Origin of the sequence: Polaribacter sp. SA4-12 (assembly GCF_002163675.1) — a bacterium.
In the GTDB taxonomy this organism is placed as follows: Bacteria; Bacteroidota; Bacteroidia; order Flavobacteriales; family Flavobacteriaceae; genus Polaribacter.
The window spans coordinates 2277794-2298789 of record NZ_CP019334.1; the positions used below are offsets into that span (position 1 = coordinate 2277794).

Annotated in this window: 13 protein-coding genes; 9 read left to right on the forward strand and 4 right to left on the reverse strand. The window is 29.6% G+C overall.

Annotated features, from left to right (window positions below):
- Nucleotides 1-5: 5 nt before the first annotated feature.
- Entirely contained in the window at nucleotides 6-1970 is a 1965-nt protein-coding gene (locus BTO07_RS09895; protein ID WP_087521071.1) for a hypothetical protein, read from the reverse strand.
- A 130-nt stretch (nucleotides 1971-2100) separates the two neighbouring features.
- Nucleotides 2101-4902: a TonB-dependent receptor gene (locus tag BTO07_RS09900; RefSeq protein WP_087521072.1), complete on the reverse strand. Its 2802-nt coding sequence runs from the start codon at nucleotides 4900-4902 to the stop codon at nucleotides 2101-2103.
- Nucleotides 4903-5239: 337 nt separating this feature from the next.
- Here BTO07_RS09900 and BTO07_RS09905 point away from each other — a divergent pair, with 337 nt between their 5' ends.
- Both BTO07_RS09905 and BTO07_RS09910 read left to right on the forward strand, forming a co-directional pair.
- Nucleotides 5240-6469, forward strand: a complete 1230-nt coding sequence (locus BTO07_RS09905) for a porin (protein ID WP_087521073.1) — start codon at nucleotides 5240-5242, stop codon at nucleotides 6467-6469.
- Between the two features lie 83 nt (nucleotides 6470-6552).
- A complete protein-coding gene (locus tag BTO07_RS09910) occupies nucleotides 6553-8805 on the forward strand; it encodes an inorganic phosphate transporter (protein ID WP_087521074.1) in 2253 nt (750 codons plus the stop codon).
- A 234-nt stretch (nucleotides 8806-9039) separates the two neighbouring features.
- Here BTO07_RS09910 and BTO07_RS09915 read toward each other — a convergent pair whose 3' ends face one another.
- Together BTO07_RS09915 and uvrC are read right to left on the reverse strand one after the other, a co-directional pair.
- The gene (locus BTO07_RS09915; RefSeq protein WP_087521075.1) at nucleotides 9040-11241 is read right to left on the reverse strand and encodes a patatin-like phospholipase family protein; all 2202 of its coding nucleotides are present in this window, start codon (nucleotides 11239-11241) and stop codon (nucleotides 9040-9042) included.
- Nucleotides 11238-13034, reverse strand: coding sequence for an excinuclease ABC subunit UvrC (gene uvrC / locus BTO07_RS09920; RefSeq protein WP_087521076.1), 1797 nt, complete (start codon nucleotides 13032-13034; stop codon nucleotides 11238-11240). Before uvrC ends, BTO07_RS09915 begins: the two co-directional genes overlap by 4 nt.
- Before the next feature lie 182 nt (nucleotides 13035-13216).
- On the opposite strand from uvrC, the gene BTO07_RS17330 reads away from it, so the two are divergent.
- From BTO07_RS17330 to BTO07_RS09955, 7 genes are all read left to right on the forward strand, one after another.
- A complete protein-coding gene (locus tag BTO07_RS17330; protein WP_157663321.1) occupies nucleotides 13217-13354 on the forward strand; it encodes a hypothetical protein in 138 nt (45 codons plus the stop codon).
- Between the two features lies 1 nt (nucleotide 13355).
- On the forward strand, nucleotides 13356-13985 hold the full coding sequence (locus BTO07_RS09925) for a hypothetical protein (protein WP_087521077.1): 630 nt from the start codon (nucleotides 13356-13358) through the stop codon (nucleotides 13983-13985).
- Nucleotides 13986-14115: 130 nt separating this feature from the next.
- Nucleotides 14116-14505, forward strand: a complete 390-nt coding sequence (locus tag BTO07_RS09930; protein ID WP_087521078.1) for a hypothetical protein — start codon at nucleotides 14116-14118, stop codon at nucleotides 14503-14505.
- A gap of 785 nt (nucleotides 14506-15290) precedes the next feature.
- A complete protein-coding gene (locus BTO07_RS09940) occupies nucleotides 15291-16082 on the forward strand; it encodes a sensor histidine kinase (protein WP_087521080.1) in 792 nt (263 codons plus the stop codon).
- Nucleotides 16083-16094: 12 nt separating this feature from the next.
- A complete protein-coding gene (locus BTO07_RS09945) occupies nucleotides 16095-16775 on the forward strand; it encodes a response regulator transcription factor (protein WP_087521081.1) in 681 nt (226 codons plus the stop codon).
- Nucleotides 16776-16918: 143 nt separating this feature from the next.
- Entirely contained in the window at nucleotides 16919-17509 is a 591-nt protein-coding gene (locus BTO07_RS09950) for a phage tail protein (protein WP_087521082.1), read from the forward strand.
- 179 nt (nucleotides 17510-17688) lie between these two features.
- Complete coding sequence (locus BTO07_RS09955; protein WP_157663322.1) at nucleotides 17689-20991, forward strand: Ig-like domain-containing protein; 3303 nt, start codon at nucleotides 17689-17691, stop codon at nucleotides 20989-20991.
- Nucleotides 20992-20996 lie beyond the last annotated feature (5 nt).

Below are 20996 nucleotides of genomic sequence, written 5' to 3' on the forward strand. Positions count from 1 at the left end.
AAGTCTTATAGACCTGCAGTTTTCCATGACCAAGAACTAACATCAACTTTAGTACCTGTTTTGTAATCTGCTGTTGTAGAAGCAGCAACTCCATCTATAATTACATTTGCTAAAGGACCATCATCTTTCATATCGATATTTTTAGCATATCCTTCTAACCAAATGTTAGTAATTGTAGCACCAGAAGTCTTTTTAAATTGTAAAGCTGTTCCATCTACTGTAGAGATAGCTGTTAAGTTTACAAACTTGGGGTTTCCATTTACTTTATCTCCTTCAAAAGCTGTAGAGAAACCAGTAATTGTATGAGAAATATAGGTATTTGTTACTGTACCATTCCAACCTTCTGTCCAATCTACAGAATCATCTTCATTGTTTTCTAAATAGATGTTTGTTGCAGAAACTGTTCCTCCAAAGAATTCTAAACCATCATCTGCTCCATTAATTACAGAAATATTTTCAATTGTAGTTCCAGAACCAACTCCATAAAAAGAGATTCCATTATATTGAGAATCTGCATTAATTTGAGCACCTGTTCCTTTAATTACTAAGTATTTAATAGATCCAGAATTATCTGCATCATTTGTTCCTCCGTAGATAAAACCACCAACCTCAGCTTCAGCATCAACACCAGCAGAAGTTGTTGCATCACCACAGATTGTTAAACCTCCCCAATCACCTGCAGTTGCTGAAGGTGAAGAAATAACTACAGGATTTGTAGCGGTTCCTTGAATATCTATTTTTCCACCTTTTAAAACAGCGATGTAAACACCTGTTCCACCATCTCTTGCTTCAATTTTAGTTCCTGCAGGAATTACTAATTCTCCTCCATCTTGAACAATGTAAGATGAATTTAAACTATAAACTACAGAAGCATCTAAAGTTACTTTACTTGTTACAGTTCCTTGTAAAACAGAAGTTGGTATAGAAACACTTGAGTTTACCCAAGTATAATCTGCAGCAGTAACAACTGGTGGATTTGTGTAAGATAATAATGGATTTGCAGCAACACCATCAATTAAAACATTTGTTAAAGCTCCATCATCTTTCATATCAATAGATACATCATAACCAGATAATGACAAACCTGTAATTGTACCTCCAGATTCTTTTTTAAATTGTAAAGCAGTACCTCCAACAGTAGAAACTGCAGTTATATTGTTAAACTTAGGATTACCGTTTACTTTATCACCTTCAAAAACAGTAGAAAAACCTGCAATTGTATGAGAAATATAAGCATTATCTACAGTACCATTCCAACCTTCTGTCCAGTCGATAGAATCATCTTCGTTATTTTCTAAGTATAAGTTACTTGCAGAAACTGTTCCTCCAAAAAATTCAAAACCGTCATCAGAACCATTGATTACTGCAACATTACTAATTGTTGTTCCAGAACCAACTCCGTATAAAGAAACTCCATTGTATTGAGAATCTGCATTAATTTGAGCTCCAGTTCCTTTAATTACTAAATAGTTTATAGAACCTGAATTATCAGCATCATTTGTTCCTCCATAGATAAAACCACCTACTTCAGCTTCAGCATCAACACCAGCAGAAGTTGTTGCGTCTCCACAGATTGTTAAACCTCCCCAATCTCCAGGATTCCCAGAAGCAGAAGACATAAATACAGGATTAGATGCTGTACCTTGAATATTAATTTTACCTCCTTTTAAAACAGCAATATAAACACTTGTTCCTCCATTTAAAGCTTGTACTCTTGTTCCTGCAGGAATTGTTAAGGTTGCTCCTGACTGAACAACAAACGATGAATTTAAATTATAAACAGTACTTGCAGTTAAAGTATAATCTTCTTCTAAACCGCCATTCATTACACCAGAATTTAAGTTTCCAATAACTTCTGATGTTGGTTCTTCAATAATTATAGAAGGTTCTTCACTTCCACAATTTGTTAGTGTTAAAGTAACAATAGAAAATGCTACAATATTTAAAATTTTAAAAACTGATTTTTTCATTTTTAGTTTGATATGGTTATTATTTTTATACAAAGAAATCATCTTATCCTTTACTTTTCTTTACCTAAACATTAATAGTATGTTAGGGTTTCTAAGATTTTAACCGTTTTGTTAAGTAATCGTTAATTGACTAAAAAGTATATTTTACACTTAATGTTAACTGACTTCCTTTTTTGTAAGACAATACAGTTTCATTGGTTTCTATATCTGTAATTAGACTCTTAACTAACTGTGTTTGTTTTATTTCTGGATTTAATAAATTTCTACCAACAAGCTTTACCATTAAGTTTTTATTAATTGCTTTGCTCAATACTAAATCTAGACTTACAAATCCTTTTTCTATAATTTCATCATTATATAACGATGCACTATTAGAAAAATCTTCTGGAGAACCTAAAGCGTAAATTTTATCTGAAGAATAATTACCAGTTAAAGTTGCTACAAATTCTTTTTCTTTATGATCACTAAAACTTAAAGAACCATTTGCAATGAAATCGGATGCTCCTTGTAAACTAGAATTGGTAACATCTTTATATTGAAAATCTTTTAGTAAATCTTGCTCTAACCACATTTTTGTAAGATTCGCTGTTAAATTTAGAACACCTTCATCATCAGCATTTTTTATTAAATCAGTTTTTGCTTCTAATTCGAAACCATAAACAGTTGCTTTTTCTCCTGTATTTGCATAAAAGAAGTATCCTGATGAACCTCTCGTTTGTGCTAAATTTATTGGATTGTTAATTTGCTTGTAAAATGCTGTTGCAGAAAAAAGTTGTCCTTTTTGTGGAAACATTTCATATTTTAAATCGAAATTATAAATTTCTGATTTTTCTAAATCAGGATTTCCTTTAGTTACACGACCCGTTGGAGAAACATATTCAAAAGGAGATAATTCTTTAAACTCAGGTAATGTCTGTGTAATACTTGATGCAAAACGCAAGTATTTATTTTCTGATAATTCAAACTTTAAATTAACACTTGGGTATAAACTTTCGTAAACTCTATTTAAAGTCCCTACTCTTTCTCTACTATTAACTAAGTCATAATAGTTAGCAACATCCCAAATTGCATTTATTTCATCTCTTTCAAAACGAAAACCTAAATTACCAGATAATTTATTATCCAAAGCAAAATCGAAGTTTACAAAACCTGCTATAATCGATAAATCTGCTTCAAATCTATCTGCCGTTGAAGTTCTTAAAGTTAAACCGTTATTAAAACCTGTTGACGTAAATGTAGAAGACAACTCATCAATAGAAGGTGCTTTAGATCCTTTTGCTTTTACACCAACAAATAAAGATTTAAATGTTCTTTCTTTATATCTATAATTTAATCCGTAGTTTAAAGAATATGGTTTCTGATTATCCTCATCTTCTAAACCTAAAGCCCATTTATTTTCTACAAAACCATTGTATTCTGTATCTTGAATTTTTTGACTCGATTTTCTTTGTTGAAAATCTCCAACATGTGCATATTGAATTGTTGATGAAGATGTAATATCTAAAATATTTACTTCATTTCTAATTCTATTTGGTTCTTCTGCTAAAACAAAATTGTAACCTCCAGCCCAGTTTAACGTATTATTCTCATTCCATTTATGCTCACCTAAAAGTTGATTTACAAACATTGTTGTTTGTCTAAAGTTTTGATCTCTTACAAAAGCGCCTTCTTCTTGCGGATCTTGATCAAAAACATAACCAAAACCTTTTCTTCCTTGTTCGTATAAATTATCCGTAGATTTATTTACAAATAAAGTATTGTATCTAATCTTGTTGTTGTCATTTAATTTTAATCCAACATTTATATAACCTGTTGTATTTGTTTTAGAAATAAAACTTTCAACATCATTTGTAGCAGAAATAGCTCCATTAGAAACATCAGGAAAAGCTTTGTCTAAAATATTAGATCTAAAAGCTCTAAAAATTCCTTCTTGATATTCAAATGATTTAGAATGAGAACCTGTAAGAAAGATAGAAACATCTTTTCCAAAAATCTCGAACTTTCTTCCTGCAGAAAATGAACCACTGTAATTTATAGGATTCGCTACTTTTTCTGTATCCCAACCTTGAAGCGTTACTAAGTTTTCTAAAGCGTATTGTTTTTTATGAAAACCAAAAGTTACATCATTATTAATAACAGTATTTCTAAATGAGTTTGAAACATCTAAGACATTTGTATTTGTTCCTCCAGAAAGTGATATTGAATATCCTTTTTTAGAGTATTCTTTAGAATTTACATCTACATTACCAGAACCTTGATCTGCATAACTAGCCGTTGTGTATGTTTTACTAATACCTACATTTTTAATAATGTTTGTAGAAAATAAATCTAGATTCACGTTTTTGTTATCAACATCATCCGAAGGAATAGGCAAACCATTCATTGTTGTAGATAAATAACGATCTCCTAAACCTCTTATATAAATATTTCCTGAACCTTCACTCTTAGTTACCCCAGAAATTTTAGTAGTTGCATTTGCTGCATTTGAAACTCCTGTTTTTGCCAATGTTTGAGCTCCAATACTTTCTTTAATTACAACTGCTTTCTTTTGATCTAGTAAAAGCGCAGAAACAGATTCTTTAGAACTAGAAGACCTAACCACAATTTCATCTAAAGAAACTCCTTCTTCTGCAGAAAGCACGCCATTAATAGTTACAGTTTCATTCGCTTTAATAATAACTGGCTTTTCAATTGTTTTATATCCTAAAAAACTAAAAACCACTATATGATTACCTGTTTTTACATTTAAAACATAATTACCATCAAAATCTGTAGTTGTACCAATGCTAGTTCCTTTAATTTGAACATTTGCAAAAGGCAATGGTTCATTGTTGGTTTCTTTATCTGTTAGTAGACCTTTTAATGTTCCTTTATCTTGAGCAACAACAAATTGACTTAAAGCTAAAAAAGTAATAAATAAAATTTTCTTCATTTTAGTGTATAATTTACATCTGCAAAAGTCTACTAGTACTGTAAACCTTATGTTAGTTGTAGATTATGCTTGCATTACAGAAACATTAACTCAATGTTAAATCGAAAAATTAATTAACATTTTATTCATTTAGAGTAAACATTAATTTTAAATATGAGTTGCATTTTTGTAGCAATCGAATGAGATTAAACGTCATCATAAATCAATTAGTTTTTGTCAACTATTTTATATGACTAACTGCCTTTGGCCAAGGCAGTTTTTTTTTATTTTAATAATACTACATTAACATTAACTTAACATAACTATTAGTTATTTGCAGCGACAAAAACTAATAATTATGAAATTATCAATACTACAAAATGTAGTAACAGTAATTTGTATTTCTGCTTTCTTAAGTATTAATGCACAAGAGACTAATGCGCCTAAGTTTGGTAAAGGTCTATTTAATCTAGTAGGACAAGATAGTACTTGGACAATGAAAGTAGGTTTAAGGTTTCAAACGCTTGCCACTTCTCAGTGGGATGTAAGTAACGGTCTTACAAATCCAGAATCTTCAATGTTAATTAGACGATCTCGTTTAAAATTTGATGGTTTTGCTTTTTCTCCAAAATTAAAATACAAAGTAGAATTAGGTTTATCTAACAGAGATCAATCTGGCGCATCATATTACACACACGAAGCTCCTAGATATATTTTAGATGCCGTTTTAAAATGGAATTTCTCTGGAAATTTTGTTTTATGGTTTGGTCAAACAAAATTACCAGGAAACAGGGAACGTGTAATTTCTTCTGCAAACTTGCAACAAGTAGATCGTTCTTTATTAAATAGTAGATTTACTATTGATAGAGATATAGGAATGCAATTAAGACATAAGTTTAACCTCTCTGACAATTTTGTTGTTAAAGAAATATTTTCAATTGCCCAAGGTGAAGGAAGAAATATTACAAGAGGAAATCTTGGTGGTCATCAATATACAACTAGAGTTGAATTATTTCCTTTTGGAGAATTTGCCGGTAAAGGTGATTATAAAGGAAGTGATTTAAAATTTGAGCAAAAACCAAAGTTATCTTTAGGTATTGCATATGATTTTAATAACAACGCCTCTAAAACTAGAAGTAATCAGGGTTCTTATATGTATATAAATGGTACTTCAGAAGGTTCTAGTGCAGATTTTTACCAAACTAACATTTCTACACTTTATTTAGATGCAATGTATAAACATAAAGGGTTTTCTTTTATGGCAGAATATGCAAATAGAGATGCAGATGATCCTTATGCAAAAAATTCTGATGGAACTTTAACAGGAGATGAAGTACAAGTTGGTAATGGTTTAAATTTACAATCTGGATATATGCTTTCTAAAACAGTAGAAGTTTCTGGTCGTTATACAAACATTTCTTTAGATAAAACGATAACTGGTAAAGGCGCAGAAAATCAATATACTTTAGGTTTATCTAAATATATTGCAGGACATAGTTTAAAAGTACAAACAGATTTAAGTTATACTGATATCGGCTTTAAAACAGATCAATTATTATTTAGATTACAAGTAGATATTCATTTTTAATTATTTATCAAAAGATAACACAAACCTAACATAGACAATTATTTATGTCTATAAATTTGCAAAACTTAATTTAAACAAACAAAATGGGAGATCCATATATTTTAATGTTAGTCGCTTTAGCTGTTTTAGCTATTGTTGACTTAGTTGTGGGAGTTAGTAACGATGCAGTTAACTTCTTAAATTCGGCCATTGGCTCAAAAGCAATATCAGTAAGAAATATTATGATTATTGCTAGTTTAGGTGTGTTCTTCGGAGCAGTTACCTCTAGTGGAATGATGGAAGTTGCACGTAAAGGGATTTTTAATCCTAATATGTTTATGTTCCAAGACATTATGATTATTTTTATGGCAGTAATGATTACAGATATTCTATTACTAGATATCTTTAACTCTTTAGGAATGCCAACATCTACAACAGTTTCTATTGTATTTGAGTTATTAGGTGCTGCAGTTTGTATTTCTTTGTTAAAAATATCTGCTAACGATGCACAATCTTTTAATGATCTTTGGAGCTACATTAATCACGAAACAGCAACTAAAATTATTTTTGGAATTCTACTCTCTGTAGTTGTTGCTTTTTCTGTAGGAGCAATTGTACAATTTGCTTCTAGAATGATTTATTCTTTCAATTTTGAAAAGAGAGCCACTTATATTAGTGCTTTATTTGGTGGATTTGCAATTACAGCAATCACTTATTTTATCATTATAAAAGGAATGAAAGGAACTCCTTTTTATAAAGACATCAAACATTTAATTGAAGGAAATACACTTTTAATTATATTAGGAAGTTTTGTTGCTTGGTCTCTTATTTCTCAAGTTTTAATCTCAACTTTTAAAATTAATGTTTTAAAATTAATTATCGGAATCGGTACATTCTCTTTAGCAATGGCTTTTTCTGGAAATGATTTAGTAAACTTTGTTGGTGTACCAATTGCTGCATGGAACTCTTACCAAGCTTGGGAAGTTTCTGGTATTGCTGCTGATGCATTCTCTATGGGTGTTTTAGCAAAAAAAGTACCATCTAACATTTGGTTATTATTATTTGCAGGTGGTATTATGGTAATTACACTTTGGACTTCTAGTAAAGCTCAGAATGTAATAAAAACAGGGATTGATTTATCTAGACAAGGAGAAGGTCATGAGAAATTTCAACCAAACCCTTTATCTAGAGTTGTTGTAAGAGCAGCAATGGGAATTAATTTCGGAATTAGTAAAATTTTCCCTAAACAGATGTTGGCTTTTGTAGATTCTAAATTTCAAAAACCAGTTATAGAATTACCTAAAGATAAAACATACGAATTACCTGCTTTTGACATGGTAAGAGCGTCTGTAAACTTAATTGTTGCTGGTATTTTAATATCTATTGCAACCTCTATGAAACTACCATTATCTACAACTTATGTAACTTTTATGGTTGCGATGGGAACATCTTTAGCCGATAGAGCTTGGGGTAGAGAAAGTGCCGTTTATAGAGTTGCTGGTGTAATAAATGTTGTTGGTGGTTGGTTTTTAACAGCAATTACAGCATTTTTAGCTGCAGCAATCGTTGCCTATTTAATTAGCTGGCATATGGTTATGATTCCTATTCTGTTAGTAGTTGTTGCTTTCTTAATTGGAAGAAATACATTAATCCACAGAAAGAAATCGAAAGAAGTTAAAAAACAAGTACATATTGAAAGAGCAGAATTAATAACTATTAATGGAGTTATTGAAGAAAGTGCAGATCATATTTCTGAAGTAATAAATCGTGTAAATAAATTATATACAAATGTTGTAAATGATTTAGCGAATCATGATTTAAATAAATTACGTAAAACAGATAAACACGTTGCTAAACTGAATGAAGAAATAGATAGTTTAAAAGATGGCGTTTTCTATTTCATTAAATCTTTAGATGAAACTTCTGTACAAGGAAGTAGATTTTACATTATGGTTTTAGGTTATTTACAAGATGTAGCACAATCTATTAGTTATATTTCTAGAGCAAGTTACAAGCACGTAAATAACAATCATAAGAACTTAAAGAAAGGTCAGATTAAAGATTTAAAAACAATAGACATTGCTTTATCTGATTTATTAACTAAGGAAGCTGCTATTTTTGAAAATAGAGATCTAGATAATTTGAATGCTCTTTTAGTAGAGAAAAACGAATTATTACAAGATGTAAGATCATCTATTGAAAAACAAGTAGCAAGAATTAGAACAGATGAAACGAGTCCTAAAAACACTTCGTTATACTTTAGTGTCTTATTAGAAACTAAAGATTTAATAAAAGCCCTAATGAGTTTATTAGAAACTTATGAAGAGTTTTATTTAAGTACAAAACAAGTGAAATAATCTCTATTTTACTTAACAAAAAAAACCATGAAATTATTTTCATGGTTTTTTTTTGTAATAGTTTTACCCAAGTATTTTTTTTTAAAATAATTGATAATAAAACGGAGATATCTTCTTCTTTAGATAAAGAGAAAACCGAATCATTACACCTCTTATTACTGTCTATTTTAGATTGATTTTGAAGGAATAAGAGCTAATCTAATCGGTTTTTTTAGGTTTATGTAGTATTACTATCTAAAACCAAAAACCTAGGTTAAACAACCAATAATTTTCATTCGTATCTGGAGACCAACTATATTTTAATTCTATTGGCCCTATAAAAGCATCATAACTATAACCAATAGCATAACCAGATAGTACATTTTTAAACAAATCTATATTTTCAAAAACATTTCTATGTAATCGACCATAATTTGCTATAAAAGAAGCATAATGATTCTCTGAAAAAGCATACCTCAAATTAAATTCTGTTTTTAAAAAAGTATCATCAGAAAGTTCAGCAAAATCATATCCATAGAAAGAAATAAAAGTATTAATATAATTTTGATTGTAGCCTCCCAAATAAAAATCAAAAACATCAGAATCTGTTTTATTCAAAGTAAAACCTGCCTCATTAGTCATTTTTAGAGTAAGTTTATCCCAAAAAGTAGTTGCAAAACCTAAGGTTCCTTTTGTTTGTGCAAAAGGTGTAAAATCTTCGTTGTAATCTGATGAAAGCATGTACCATTTAAAGTTTAAATCTGCAAAATATCCTTTAGTAGGAAAGCTTTTTTTATCATAAGTATCTAGCTTTAAATAACCAAAACTATTTAAATAATTACTATTATCAAAAGTAGTATCATGACTGCTTGCAGATGAAATTGTTTCTGTTTTTGCACTCACATATTTATGCTCTAAACCAATACCTAAAGCAAATATTCTATTAAACGTTGTTTGAATAAAAAATTGATTTGTGATATCTGCATATCTTAAATTAATACTGCTTATTGCAGGAAACTGAGAAACTATTGGATTAAACTTAGAATTGATGTTAAAGTGATTATATCGAGATCTAAAACCATAACTTATATAGAACCCATTATCTACAAAATAATCTAAGTTATACCTTAAGTTATCTCCTAAAATCATATCTATCGAAAACATATCGTTTTCTAATAATAAATTTTTTTGATTATAATTTACTAGAAGTCCAGATTGATATAACAGATCATAATGAACACCTAATTTTAGATTTGCATTATCGTTAGACTCTTTTAAAGTGAATTTTAATGAGTAGGTGTTATCTTTCTTTTTAGTTAAATTATAAGCTATTTTTTCGTAATTTTTTGTTGCAGATAGTAAATGAATTCTTTTAGTAATCTCTTTTCTTGATAGGTTATCTCCTACTCTAATTTTTACTTTACCTAAAACAAAAGCTCTTGTAAAATTATTAGAACCCGTTAAATCAATATCAGAAATAAAGTATTTCTGATTATCAAAATTTAATTTCTTGCGTTCTTTTTTAATAGTTTGTTTTAAGGCTAATTCTTCAAAAACTGTTGTAAACTTCTTTGCTTCTTCAATTCCTTTTTCTAAAATTTTTTCTTTTTTATCAAAACTAACAACATTGTATCCTTTAATTTCTGGATTAATATAAACATCTAACTTTTTCTTTTCTGCCCCACTTTTACTATACATCTGATAACTCACTATCTGATTCATAATGTCTAAAACAGAGTTCAGTTTTTCTTTTTGAGACAATTGTCCTTCAACATCTACACCTATAACAATATCCATTCCCTTAGACTTCATAATAGTTACAGGAAAATTATTTGCTACACCACCATCAACCAATAACATATCATCTAAAACAACAGGGTTTAATAAAGTAGGAAAAGAGCCACTTGCTCTTAAAGCCAAAGGTAAAGAGCCTTTTTCTAACAAAACAGCGCCTCCATTTTCAATATCTGTAGCAATACAAAAAAAAGGAATTGGTAACTTATTAAAATCTGTAACACCTTCTACTGAAGCTAATAATTCTAATAGAAAATTTAACACATTCTGACCTTTAGAAACTGCTTTTGGCAAACCTAAAGAACCATCTTTAACAGGTAATGTAATTACTGTTTTCTCTCCGAATTCTTTTTCGAAAAAAGTTTCAGAATTTCTTGGTATTTTATCTTGTAGAAGAGAAATAAAATCTGTCTCTAAAACTATTTGTTCTATTTGTTCACCAGAATAGCCTACTGCATATAAACCTCCTATAATTGCACCCATACTTGTGCCACCAACATAATCTATCTGTAAACCAGCTTTATCAATTTCTTTTAAAACACCAATGTGAGCAAAACCTTTTGCGCCACCTCCACTTAAAACCAAACCGACTTTTGGTTGTTTTTCTTGACTATGAAAAACAATTGAGAACATTAAAAAAGAAATAACTAAAAAATTTTTCATTTTTTTTGAGGATGAAAATATTCATAAACCTTTGTAGCTCTTGAGTTTCCAATAACTTCTTTTAACTCATCAAAAGGAGCTTCTTTAACACGTTTTGCCGACTTAAATTTACGCAATAAAGTTGTAATAGTTTGTGCACCAACATCAGGAATTTGCTCTAATTCTGACTGAATTGCAGTTTTACTCCGTTTATTTCTATGAAACGTAATACCAAACCTGTGCGCCTCATTTCTTAAGTACTGCGTAATCTTTAAAGTTTCAGATTTTTTATCTAAATACAACGGAATTGGGTCTCCTGGATAATAAATTTCTTCCAAACGTTTTGCAATACCAATTATTGCAATCTTGCCTCTTAAACCTAAATCGTCTAACGCTTTTAAGCCAGAAGACAATTGTCCTTTTCCTCCATCGACAATTATTAATTGTGGCAAAGGTTGCTCTTCTTCTAACAAACGTTTATATCTTCTATAAACAACTTCTTCCATAGAAGCAAAATCATCTGGCCCTTCAACTGTTTTAATATTATAGTGTCTATAATCTTTTTTACTCGGTTTTCCGTCTTTAAAAACAACACAAGCTGCAACAGGATGCGTTCCTTGAATGTTAGAATTATCGAAACATTCTATATGACGTGGCTCTACATGTAAACGCAAATCCTTTTTCATTTGCGCCATAATTCGTTTTACATGTCTATCTGGATCAACAATTTGTACTTGCTTAAATTGCTCCATTCTGTAATACTTTGCATTTCTCTCAGAAAGTTCTACAATGCGCTTTTTATCACCTAACTTAGGTACCGAAACTTTTACAATTTCCCCCAAATCAACTTTAAAAGGAACATATATTTCTGGAGATTGAGAATCGAAGCGTTGCCTTATTTCAACAATAAATAATTCTAATAATTCTTTATCAGTTTCGTCTAACTTTTTCTTGATTTCTGTAGTATGAGATTGAATAATTGATCCGTTAGATATCTTTAAAAAGTTTGCATATCCATGCGTTTCATCAGAAATAATAGAAAACACATCTACATTATTTATCGATGGATTTATAATGGTACTTTTTGATTGATAATTGCCTAATAAATACAATTTCTCTTTAATCTTCTGCGCTTCTTCAAACTCCATGTTTTCAGCAAAAACCAACATCATTGCTTGAAATTTTTCTAAACTTTCTTTAAAGTTTCCTTTTATGATATTTCTAATTTCAACAATGGCATTGTTATAATGAGTTTCTGTTTCTAAACCTTCACAAGCACCTTTACAGTTTTTTAAATGATATTCTAAACAGACTTTATATTTACCTTCATTTACATTCTGATGACTTAAATCGAACTTACATGTTCTTAGCGGATACAACTCCTTTATTAAATCTAATAAAATTCTAACTGTTTTTACAGAAGTATAAGGCCCAAAATATTCTGACCCATCTTTTATAACTCTACGTGTCATAAATACTCTAGGAAAACGCTCTTTTTTTATACAGATCCAAGGATAGCTTTTATCATCCTTTAATAAAACATTGTAACGTGGTTTGTACTTTTTAATAAGATTGTTCTCTAATAATAAAGCATCGGTTTCTGTATTAACAACAATGTGTTTTATACGAACAATCTTTTTTACTAAAACTCTGGTTTTACCATTTTCATGGTTTTTGTTAAAGTAAGAAGCAACTCTTTTCTTTAAATTTTTAGCTTTACCTACATAAATAATTACATCTTCTTTATCAAAATATTGATAGACTCCGGGTTCATTTGGTAAGGTTTTTATTTGAAGTTCTAAAGGTGTAGGCATATAACGAAAATACACTTTTTTTTAAACACCCGATAAAGGAAAACAACTAAAAAAAGGACAAAAAATAGCTATAAACCCGTGTTTTTTAACATAAAAACAAGTACTAATCCTCCCTTTTAATTCCTTTTATTTAAATTTATAGCCTAACCTATAACTATTTATAAATCTTAACACTATTAAACATGGAAAAAAAACCCGTCAAAAAAAACAGAATTAGTTTAAAAAAAGCACAAAAATGGGTTACAGAATGGAGAGATGATGAAGTTTCTTATAACAAATACTTCGATTGTAGAGCTTTTACATGTCATTTAACGAAGTAAAATGGAATTAAAAGAAATTTTTAAAATAATAATTATTCTTGGAAATATTACTTTAGCACTTAATACATTTCTTTTTTTTAAAGACTATCGTAAAAAAACGGTAGCTTTTAAAATTATAGCATTTTACTTATTGTATGTGTTAATCATACAATTAAGAATGAGTTATCTTTCAAGTCTTCATTTAAACAACCTTCATTATACTCACTTTTACTTTATAGGTCAGTTAGTTTTATTAAGTTTCTTTTTTATACTAGAATTTAAAAATAAATTACTTTCTAATATTATAAAAATATACTTGTTTATTGCCTCTCTTTCTTTGGGGCTCTGCTATTTCTTGTTTCCTGAATTAATAAATAAACATAATATGTTTGAAGTTGTAATTACCTCTATTCCTTTAACTATTTATAGTTTTATTTTCTTAGTAAGGAGAATAGATAGTGATAACAAAAAATTTATTTATTTAAACTCAGGTTTGTTCGTCTATATTACATGCAGCACTTTAATTTTTGTTGCCGGTAGTTTCAAATCTGATATAAAGATTTTTATTTGGTTTTTTAACGCATCTCTTTACCTTATTTATCAAATATTAGTCTTTGTAGATTGGTATAAAAATTTTAGAAAACTTAATTAAATGGGATAAAAAAATAGGTGAAAACACGTGTTTATCAATATAAACATAAGTATTAACCCTCCTTTTTCTTTATTTTTATTTAGATTTATAGCCTAACCCAAATTATTTATAAATTTTAAAACTATTAAACATGGAAAAACAAAAAAATGAAGAAAAAACAATTAGTCTAAAAACAGCTAAAAAGTGGGCAAAAGAATGGAGAGAAACTGAATCTACCTACAACAAATACAATGACTGTAGAGCATTTAATATTCCTAAATCTGATTTAGTAAATGTTTTAAAAGAAAACGTAGCAAGTGTTAGAGGCTATATTGGTGTCGCAATATTTATTTGCCCAGATACTGGCGAAAAAATTCACCAAGAAAAACTAATGATAGTTGGTGTAGATGAAGATGGTAAAGACATGATTTCTTCTAAAGACGGACTTACTTTAGATGATGAAAGTGATCTTATTTATGATTTCTCAAGACCTTGTCCTGAGGAATGTGATCCGAATAGCCCTTTAAACGGATTTAACTAGGTGAATTATGATGATTTAATTGTAAATACAGGGTATCTTTTTTTAATAGTAAATACTTTATTATTTATTCTAAGCTATAATAGTAAAGAAAAAGAATTTAAATACTTTATAATGTATTTAATTTTATGTTCTATTATTCAACTCTATTCTAGTTACTTGTATAACTCAGGAACAAACAACCTTTATTTAAGTCATTATTTTTTTACAGGTCAGTTTATTTTTTTAAATCTATTTTTTTTACAAATATTTCATTTAAAAAAATTAAAAAAAATAATTTTATTTACAACTGTTACATTACCTCTCTGTTTTATCATTTACTTTTATAATTACGATAAAGCTTATAGAAAATGGAGTCAATTAGAAATTGCTTTAACCTCTATTCCTTTATTAATTTATAGCTTTTATTTTTTTATAAAAAAAATAGACGACAATAAAGATAAAAAGTATATTTATTTTAATTCAGGGTTCTTTGTTTATACACTTTGTAGTACACTTTTATTTATCTTAGGTAACATAGGTCGTAGAGAAGTTAAACAATTTGTATGGGATATCAACCAATTTCTTTACTTAATATTTCAATTCTTAATTTTTATAGAATGGTATAAGAACTTTAGAAAACCTATACTTTTAAAAAAGAGATCATAAATCAAGGGTTTATACTAAAAATAGAAAACCACGTATAAACCCCTGATTTTCATCTAACCCAACAAACACAACAGATAAACTGCTATATTTACGATAACAATATTTTTCCGTAAATTTGTTTTGACTTTTCAAAACCCCTTATGGAAAAATTCCTTACCCAAGAAGACCAAGTGATTGCTATCGTTTTAATAAGTGTTTTGTTACTCCTAATTATGGGAATTTCTTTACTATTATTTTTCTTTTTCTCAAGAAAAAAAATAGTGGAAAAAGAACTTGAGAAAAAAAATCTCGAAATAACGCATCAAAAAGAAATTATACAATCTATCATTATTACACAAGAAGAAGAACGTAAACGTATTGCACAAGATTTACATGATGATATTAGCTCTAAACTAAATGTAATTAACCTAAATGCAAATCTTTTAAAAGATGGAAATTTAACCCCAGAAGAATATAGTATTGTTAATAACGGTATTTTAGAAGCCACGGATAAAACTTTAGAAAGTGCTCGTAAAATTGCACACAATCTATTACCACCAATATTAGAAGAGTTTGGCTTTAAAGATGCAGTAGAAGAATTAGCAGATTCTTTTAACAATAGCAGAAAAATTAATATAGACTACACCATAAACTACCCAAAGAAACATTTAATTCCGCAAAACGAATTACACCTATTTAGAATTACGCAAGAGTTAATTAACAACTCCGTAAGACATGGTAAGGCAAATAATAGTTCTATAGATATAGCATATAAAAACAAGAAATTAGTTTTCAGTTATAAAGATAATGGTATTGGTTTTAATGCTGATAGTATGGACAGTAAAAAAGGACTTGGTATGAAAAACATAGAAAGTAGAGTTTCTTTATTAAACGGAAAATATAGTATTGGAAGTGAAATAGGTAATGGCTTTAAAATTTTAATTGTAATATAAAAACCCCGAATTATGAAAAAAATTAATATCGTAATTGCCGATGACGAGCAGCTTTTTAGAAGCGGAATTCGTTTTTTATTAGAAAGAGAACCTAATTTTAATATTTCTTTTGAAGCAGAAAACGGTAAAAAATTAGTAGATTTTATAAGAACTACAGAAGAGTTTCCAGATATTATTTTGATGGATTTAAAAATGCCAGAAATGAATGGTGTTGAAGCTACTAAAGTTATTCATAAAACACACCCAGACATAAAAATAATTGCATTAACAAGTTTTGATGGTAAATCTTTTATTACCAATATGATCGATGTTGGCGCTTCTTCTTACCTTCTTAAAAACACGAGTCCAAAAATGGTAGTTCATACAATTAATGAAGTGTATGATAAGGGTTTTTATTATGATGAAAAAGTATTGACAATTATACATGAAAATATTATATCATCTAGTGGAAAACGTATAAAAAGCGATTTAGATAAAAAACTACTCTCTAAAAGAGAAATAGATGTTTTAGAATTGATTTGTGCTCAAAAGACCACTGCAGAAATTGCAGAAAAACTCTTTATAAGTCCAAGAACGGTAGAAGGTCATAGAAACAACCTTCTTTTAAAAACACAATCTAAAAATGTTGCAGGTTTGGTTATTTATGGAATTCAGAAAAAATTAATAGAAATCACTCCAGATTTTAACTTATAATCCTTGTTAAATCACATTTTAGAGTATAAATACTTATTTTTTAAGTATTTATACCCCTTTTTTTTTTCAGTAACAAGCTCTCTAAACTCCCTTGAAAGTTAGGTCTACATTTGGATTATGTTTAACCAATAAAAATTTATATTATGGATCCAATGATGGCATCAATTATGTTATTCGCAGGAAATTTTGCTCCTAGAGGGTGGGCCTTTTGCGACGGTCAATTATTACCAATTAGTCAATATTCAGCTTTATTTTCCTTGTTAGGAACAACTTATGGCGGAGATGGAAGAACTACTTTCGGTTTACCAGATTTACGCGGTAGAGCTCCAATAGGCCCTAGAAATGGACCTGGATTAAGTGACTATAGATTGGGACAAAAAGGAGGTGCAGAGCATATTACTTTAAATCAAACTCAAATGCCTAGTCATACACATGCCGCTTCTGCAGCAGATGTAACAGTAGAAATAAAAGCTAGTTCTGCTGAAGCTGATTTGCATACTCCAGCAGCGGGATCTTTTTTGGCAGCAGGAAATGAAGTTAACGGTAGAGGAACAGACCCTATACAAATGTATAATTCTTCTACTCCAGATATTACTTTAGGCGGAGGTTCAACAACTTCTAGTAATGTAACAATTGGTAATACTGGAGGTAATTTATCTCATGAAAACAGACAACCTTTTATTGCAATTAATTATATTATTGCTATGCAAGGTATTTTCCCTTCAAGAAGTTAATCTTCTTAAAAAATTATTATAATAAAGTCAGATTTAAAAATCTGACTTTTTGGTTTAATAACTATAAACTTTGTGTAGGAAAAATTATTAAAACACTTCTTTAAAAAAACAGGTATTTATACTTGTTTTTTTTAGCTTTTTTAAAATTAAATTTGAAATCTAATATTAAGTCTCAAATTATGAAAAAAACAATACTTTATTTAATTGCTTTTTGTAGCTTTTTTTTAACAGAAATTTCTTTTGCACAAACAACAGAAGTCTTTGAAGATGAAACAGAAGGAGCAACTTCTTTTACTCATAGTGGACAAACATTTAACATAACCTCTACTGTTGCTGCAGAAACATATGATATTGAAAGTTTTGGTGGAGCCGGTTGGAGTGGTACTGCTGCTGATAATCAATTTATTGATAATTCATTTACTGGAGACAATACAAATAATGGAACTAATTTTACCATAAAAACGAACAACTCAAATAATTTTACTGTAAAAGAACTATACCTATTTTGTTCTACGAAATCATTAGCTGCACATAGTGGTACCTTAACAATAACTGGTAAATTAAACGGTAATGCTACAGCAGTATTTACAATTACTAAAAATTCAGGTTTTGCAAATCCAGCTACTTTTTCGCCAAATAATGGTTACACTCATATTAATTTTTCTACTGAAGGTGGAGGTGACAATTCTAATAAGGTTATTGATGAATTAGTTTTTTCAAGTACAAGTAACTTAGATTACTTGGGCTTAGATGCTTTTAAATGGGAGGCAGCTGCTTCTAATACGACTCCAGTAATAGGGGGTACATCAGCTGGTCAAGCTGTAAATGATAATAGTACAATATCTCCTTTTTCTGCCATAACAACATCAGATGCAGATGGAGATAATTTAACTGCTACCATTGCTTTAAACAGTTATGCAAATGGTGTGCTTACTGGTGCTTCATCAGGTTCTGGGCCCTATGCAATTACTAGTCGTACTCCAGCAGCAATGCAAACGGCATTACAAGCTTTAGTTTTTAACCCAACAGACAATAGATCAGCTACCACAGAAACTACAACTTTTACTATTGTTGTAAATGATGGTACTGTAGATGCTACAAATAATGCTACTACTGTTATTTCAAATGCAGTTGCACCAACAGTTACTTCAATAAATTCTTCAACAGCAAATGGTACCTATAAAACAGGAGATAATATAATAATTACGGCTACATTTTCTGAAAACATAACTGTTACTGGAACCCCAACAATTACTTTAGAAACGGGTACAACAGATAGAACTGTAAATTATAATGGAACTGGTAGTGGAACAAATACACTTCAATTTACCTATACTGTTCAAGCTGATGACATTAGTGCAGATTTAGATTATGTTGCAACAAACTCATTAACAGCAGGAACAAGTATAAGAGATTCTGGTAATAAAGATGCAACATTGACTTTACCAACTCCAGGAGCAGCAAACTCTTTAGGTGCTAATAAAGCTTTAGTTATTGATGGAGTAATTCCTACTTTAAGTAGTTCTTCTCCTTCAGATAATGCTACTAATGTTGTTATTAGTAATAACATAGAATTAACTTTTTCTGAAAACATCAGCAAAGGAACTAGTGGAAATATTATTATCAAAAAAACATCTGATAACAGTATTGTAGAAACTATTGCAGTTACCTCTGGTTCTGTTTCAATAACAACAACTAAAGCTACAATTAATCCTTCATCAGACTTAAATTTAAATACTGAATACTATGTTCAAATAGATAATACTGCTTTTAAAGATGCTGCAAACAATAACTATGCAGGTATTTTAAACACAACAGATTTAAGTTTTACAACAGAAGCTAACCAAACCAATAGTTACACTGTTGCATCTGGCAATTGGTCAGTAACAAGTAACTGGTCTTTAGGCAGATTACCAATAAGTACAGACAATGTTAATATAGGTACCAACACTATTAATTTAGACATAAGCAATGTTACTGTTAACGATTTAAGTATTAGCATAGGTGGAGCTTTCAATATACTAGGTGGTAGATCTATTACAATTAATGGTGATTTGAACCAAAATGGAACGCTAAATATATTATCAAATGCTTCTACTAATGGTTCTTTAATTGTTAAAGGAAATCATACAGGGATTAGTAATGTTGATTATCACAGATATTTATCTACAAACTGGCATTTAATTTCTGCTCCAATTTCAGGTAAGAACATTAGTAATTTCTCAGGAAATGTTAATACTAGCGGAAATAATTACGGGGTTGCTCCTTATGTAAATAACGTTGTAAGTGCTTTTCGTTGGAACTATTACACAGGTGCAACAGGTGCAGGAACAGGTGTAAACCCATTAACCACTGCCGGAACCTTTACTGCTGGTAAAGGTTATTCAATACAAAAAAGTACTGGAGGTACTTTAAATTTCTCAGGAGCTTTAAATACTACTGATAAAACTTTCCCTATTACTGATGGTGGAGATAACCCAGCAGGAAATAGATGGAATTTAGTAGGTAACCCATATACAGCATTTTTAAATGGTAGTAATGCTGCCGATGCAACGAATAACTTTTTGAAAGTAAATTTTGATGCTGGAAACCTTGATCCGTCAAGAGCTGGTTTATATTTATGGGATGGGACAGCTTATGTAGAAAAATCTGTAGATGATGCAGCTTTCTATATTGCTCCAGGTCAAGGGTTCTTTGTTCATGCTCCTGATGCAGGTGGAACTTCTGTTAGTTTTACTGAAGATATGGAAACTCACCAAACTGGAAACATTTTTCTAAGAAGCGGTACAAGTTATCCAGAAATTATTTTACAACTTACTGATGGAACTAAAAACTCATCAACAAAAATTAGATATATAGAAAACAAAACTACTGGTTTAGATCCTGGTTCTGATGTAGGTACGTTTACGGGAGTGAGTTCTAGTTTTAATGTTTTTACACATTTGCTAAGTAATAGTGATGGTACAGATTTTGCCATACAAGCTTTACCAAATTCTGATTATGAAAACATGATAATTCCTGTTGGGATAAATGCTGAAATTGGCAAAGAAGTTACATTCTCGTTAAATGCATCTAACTTTTCATCAGTTTTAAAAATCTTTTTAGAAGATAGGTTAACAAATACCTTTACACGTTTAGATGAAGCAAACAGTTCTTATAAAGTTACTTTAACAGAAGCTTTAAACGGAATTGGTCGTTTTTACATGCATACAACCAACAGTGCACTTAGTGTTGATACAAACGTAGCTTTAGAAAATATAAGCATCTATAAACTTGACAATGCTACATTAAGAATTGCTGGTTTATCTAAAAATGATGTTTCTTTTAAATTATTTACACTTCTAGGAAAAGAAGTTTTAAAATCTTCTTTTACATCTAATGGAGTAAAAGATATTTCTTTACCAAAATTAGCCAGAGGAGTTTATCTTGTTCAGTTAGAAACTGAAAATGGTAAATTGAACAAGAAAATAATTTTAGAATAATAACG